The organism is Winogradskyella vidalii (genome assembly GCF_013403955.1).
GTDB lineage: Bacteria > Bacteroidota > Bacteroidia > Flavobacteriales > Flavobacteriaceae > Winogradskyella > Winogradskyella vidalii.
In genome coordinates, this window is record NZ_JABFDG010000019.1 from 1 (window position 1) to 4,523 (window position 4,523).

At 29.2% G+C, this 4,523-nt stretch carries 5 protein-coding genes; all 5 read left to right on the forward strand.

Translation table 11 applies throughout. The features are described 5' to 3' along the window. Positions 1 to 432 precede the first annotated feature (432 nt). A complete protein-coding gene (locus HM982_RS18090; protein ID WP_179354732.1) occupies positions 433 to 1,320 on the forward strand; it encodes an alpha/beta hydrolase in 888 nt (295 codons plus the stop codon). Between the two features lie 217 nt (positions 1,321 to 1,537). Further along, entirely contained in the window at positions 1,538 to 1,894 is a 357-nt protein-coding gene (locus tag HM982_RS18095; RefSeq protein WP_042247318.1) for a type II toxin-antitoxin system RelE/ParE family toxin, read from the forward strand. Next, a complete protein-coding gene (locus tag HM982_RS18100) occupies positions 1,884 to 2,174 on the forward strand; it encodes a helix-turn-helix domain-containing protein (protein WP_042247315.1) in 291 nt (96 codons plus the stop codon). Before HM982_RS18095 ends, HM982_RS18100 begins: the two co-directional genes overlap by 11 nt. Positions 2,175 to 2,400: 226 nt before the next feature. Next, complete coding sequence (locus tag HM982_RS18105) at positions 2,401 to 3,354, forward strand: Fic family protein (RefSeq protein WP_179354734.1); 954 nt, start codon at positions 2,401 to 2,403, stop codon at positions 3,352 to 3,354. 171 nt (positions 3,355 to 3,525) lie between these two features. Continuing rightward, positions 3,526 to 4,341, forward strand: coding sequence for an HNH endonuclease (locus HM982_RS18110; protein ID WP_179354733.1), 816 nt, complete (start codon positions 3,526 to 3,528; stop codon positions 4,339 to 4,341). Positions 4,342 to 4,523 lie beyond the last annotated feature (182 nt).

Genomic DNA, 4,523 nt, shown 5'->3' on the forward strand with positions numbered 1-4,523 from the left:
TCTGTGACATCAAAAACCAAATGGCTAATGTCTATTCCAAAATATTTAATATCTTTATTCATAAGAAATGTTTTTTTTAAAGGACAATCTACGCGAGTTTCAACGACTTAAAATCGAGGTCTTAAAGCCTCATAGAACTGTACGAAATCTGTGTAGAAAAGAGAGGGGATTTTCAATGTTGACGAGATCTGAAGTCTCTGCGTATATAATAACCTTACTCCTCTCTTTTGTTCTTTCTAATTTATAAATCTTAATTTAGTGTTTTTATTTAATTGCTAACTTAAGCCGTGTATAATTAATGGCTGGTTCCCGCCTACTTACGAAAATCCTCACGGATTTTCTATTTGGTTTTTATTTGCTAAATTAGGTGCTCAACCACGCAACTAACCATACACAAAACCGTTAGCAGTTATTAAAACAAAATGCGCACAAATGAAATACACTTTTTTATTATTTATATTAATAAATATCACCTTTAGTTATGGACAAGGATATTCAAGTAAAAAATCGGATTACTTTAATCTGAAATCTGAAAGAGGAACTGAATATATGATAAAGGTTACATTGCCCTTAAATTATGATGAATCTAAATCTTACAAATCAGTATATTATTTAGATGGATTTGGAATGTCTGATATAGTACTTGGCGCAAATTCTATACTAAACATATATGATAAAAAAATTGAAGATTTAGTATTTATTGGTATCTCTTATAGCGGTTCAAGGTCTGACTGGATAAAATTTAGAACATTTGATTACACACCAATTAAGTTTAAAAGTATTGGAAATGAATCCCAAATTGATACTCTTTCAAAAATAAAAATTAAAAAGACATATAAAACTGAAGGTTATGAAATGAACGAAAATAATACTGGAGGTGGAAAAGAGTTTTTAAAATTCATTGAAGAAAAAATAATAAAACTAGTCAATTCAAAATATAAAAACCTAAGTTCCTCAAGAACAATAATAGGGCATTCCTTTGGTGGTTTATTTACAACATACGCATTACAAAACAGACCTAACTTATTCAAAAATTACATTATTATTTCAGCTAGCCTTTCGATGAATTCATACGAATTAGTTAAAGATAAACATTTTGAAATATTAAATAATTACCAGTCTAAACTAAGAGTTTTTAATTGTTATGGAGGGTTAGAACCTAATATAACAAAAGAATCTAATGATATTTTTACTAAAAAGATTTCACAAGAAAAATTCAGTAATATAAATTATAAATTTCAAATTTATAATAATGAAGGGCATACTTCCATTCTTAAAGATGCTATATATGACGGTTTGAAATTCATTTATCAAAAATAACAACTGCTAACAATGGCTATAAGTAATTGCTTGTTCTCGCCTACTTTGGAAATTCCTGTGGAATTTCCAACTTGGTGTGTACTTGCAAAGTTAAGTGCTAAACCACACAACTACTCATAGCCGAAACCGTTGTAAAACATACCCAAAAACCCTCGAATTTCGAATTAAACTTTTGAAATATTTTGAAAATAGTAACTTTTAAGTTACCTTTGTCGGAATGGAAAAAGTTAGGCAAGTAATACAATACAAAAATTATTTCGAGGAGTTTCTACTTGCTCAACCGAAAAAGGTTCAGGACAAAATATTTAAGGTCATTGAAATAATCGAAACTTATCAGCACGTGCCGAAAACGTATTTGGCACCAATGAAAACTCACAAAGGATTATTTGAGGCTCGAATAAAATTAGGTTCGAATATTTGGCGAGTTTTTTGCTTCTTCGATAAAGGTAAATTAGTTATACTCTTGAACGGATTTACTAAAAAGACACAGAAAACACCGAAAAAAGAAATCGACAAAGCTGTTCGATTAATGAAAGAGTATTACGAAGAAAAAAACAAAGGCAATGGAAACTAAAAGTTGGAAAGACATAAAAGACACAGTTTACGGAAAAAAAGGAACTGAACGCAGAGACGAACTCGACAGAGATTTTGAATCGTTTAAAATCGGTTTGCTTTTACGAAATGCACGTGAGGAAAAAAATCTGACTCAAGAACAACTTGGCGAATTGATTGACAAAAAACGAACTTACATTTCTCGTGTAGAAAATAATGGCAGTAATCTGACTTTAAAAACCTTATTTGACATCGTAGAAAAAGGACTTGGTGGAAAAGTTAACATTTCAATCGAAGTCTGATATAAAGTACGATTTTACAACACCGTGTATAATTAATTGCTTGGTTCGTGCTTACTTACGAAAATCCTCGCGGATTTTCTATTCGGTTTTTATTTGCTAAATTACGTGCTTAACCACGCAACTAACCATACACAAAACCGTTGTGCCAAATTAAAAAATCACGTTTCATAACATAATTCAGATTAAATGATTGTACCTTTGATAGTATCAAATGATAGTATCACAAATGAAACCACCTTACGAAATAACATCTTCTATTTTAAAATTAATAACTTCTATTTCAGAGAAAATAGGAGAAGTAAATGCTAATTTATTAAACAAACCTTCACCTAAATTGAGAAAACAGAATAGAATTAAAACTATTCATTCTTCATTAAAAATAGAAGGAAACACACTTACAGAAGAACAAATAACAGCACTTCTTGAAAACAAAAGAGTTATTGGTCCTAAAAAAGATGTTCTTGAAGTTCTAAATGCAATCAAAATCTATGAAAATTTAGAAAATTTCAATCCTTCTAATGAAAAATCCTTTTTAAAAGCACATCAAAACCTAATGGAAGGTTTAATTGAAAATTCTGGAAAATATAGGACTCAAAGTGTCGGAATTGTAAAAGGCTCTAAAGTTGAGCATTTAGCACCACCATTTGGAAATGTACCATACTTAATGAAAGACCTTTTTGAATATTTGGAAAAGTCTGATGAAATTGAATTAATTAAAAGTTGTGTTTTCCATTACGAAATGGAATTTATACATCCATTCTTGGATGGAAATGGCAGAATGGGAAGATTATGGCAAACTTTAATTTTAATGGAAAAATATCCAATATTTGAGTTTTTACCTTTTGAAACTTTAATCAGTAATGACCAAGAAAAATATTACAAAGCTTTGGCTGAAAGTGATAAATCTGGAAAATCAACTAAGTTTATTGAATATATGCTGAACGTTATTGACATTTCTATAAGTCAACTATTAGATTTTAATAATCGAACGTTAAATGAAAAAGATAGATTAGAATACTATATTTCACTAAATAAAACTGAATTTACAAGAAAAGATTATATGGATATTTTTAAAGATATTTCTTCAGCAACTGCAAGTAGAGATTTAAAGAAAGGAGCAGAATTGAATTTATTTGAAAAAATAGGAGAAAAAAATAAAACAATCTATCGTTTAAAATAACTGGGCACAACACCGTGTATAATTCATTGCTAGTTATAGCCTACTTACGAAAGTCCTCGCGGACTTTCTATCTGTGATTTATTTGCTAACTTTAGTACTTAAACACGCAACGAAATCATACACAAAACCGTTGTAAAACATTTGAGTGAACCATTATGAACAAAGGAAAATATGATTAAAGACAGTTCACTTGATGAAGTAAAAAAACTATTTCAACATATAAGTATTGCTTCATTTATTAAATATTTCGAAGTATTTGAAGAGCATTTTGATTCGAGAGATAATACTTTGATTTTTGACAGTTTTAATAAAAACAAGGAATACGAATCTTGGACTGATAAGTCCTATAAATCAAGAGCAACAAAAGGAAAAACAATCTTTCGGAAAAAATTGGAAATTGTTGCTTTAGAATATATTACACAGTTTGCGAATAAGAATAGGTTAACAGATGAGACGATTGGAAAAGCAAATAGATTATTAAAAAACAGACAAAACTCAATTGTCGAAATTGAACCAAATATTCTTGAACAAATAAAAAAGATAGAAAATAGTACTGAATTATCAAACAGCGAAAAGACTGCTTTAGTAAAAATAAGGTTAGGACAATCTAATTATCGAAAAAAACTAATTGAATATTGGGGAAAATCTTGTGTGACTAATCTTGAGATTCAAGAATTATTAATTGCCTCACACATAAAGCCTTTTAGTGAATGTAACGAAAACGAAAAGTACGACTTATACAATGGACTTTTATTAACGCCAAATTATGATAAACTATTCGACAAATTTCTAATTTCATTCGACAATTATGGAAAAATATTAATATCATCTTCACTCAAAAAATCTGACTTGGAAAAATTAGGAGTTTCAAAATATGACAAATTAAATTCGGAAAAAATTTCAAAAAGTCATTTTGAGTATTTAAAGTATCATAATGAACAATTTAATCTGAAAGAAAAAACGTTTTACAACACCGTGTATAATTAATTGCTTGGTTCTAGCCTACTTGCGAAAATTCCTGCGGAATTTTCACGGGTTCGTTAAAGTTTGCTAACTTAGTTGCTTAACCACGCAACTAACCATACACAAACACGTTAGCAGCAATTACTACAAAAAGTGAATAAACTCGACTATAGCATATCATTAAGAGCAAAAAAGTTATCCAAAAA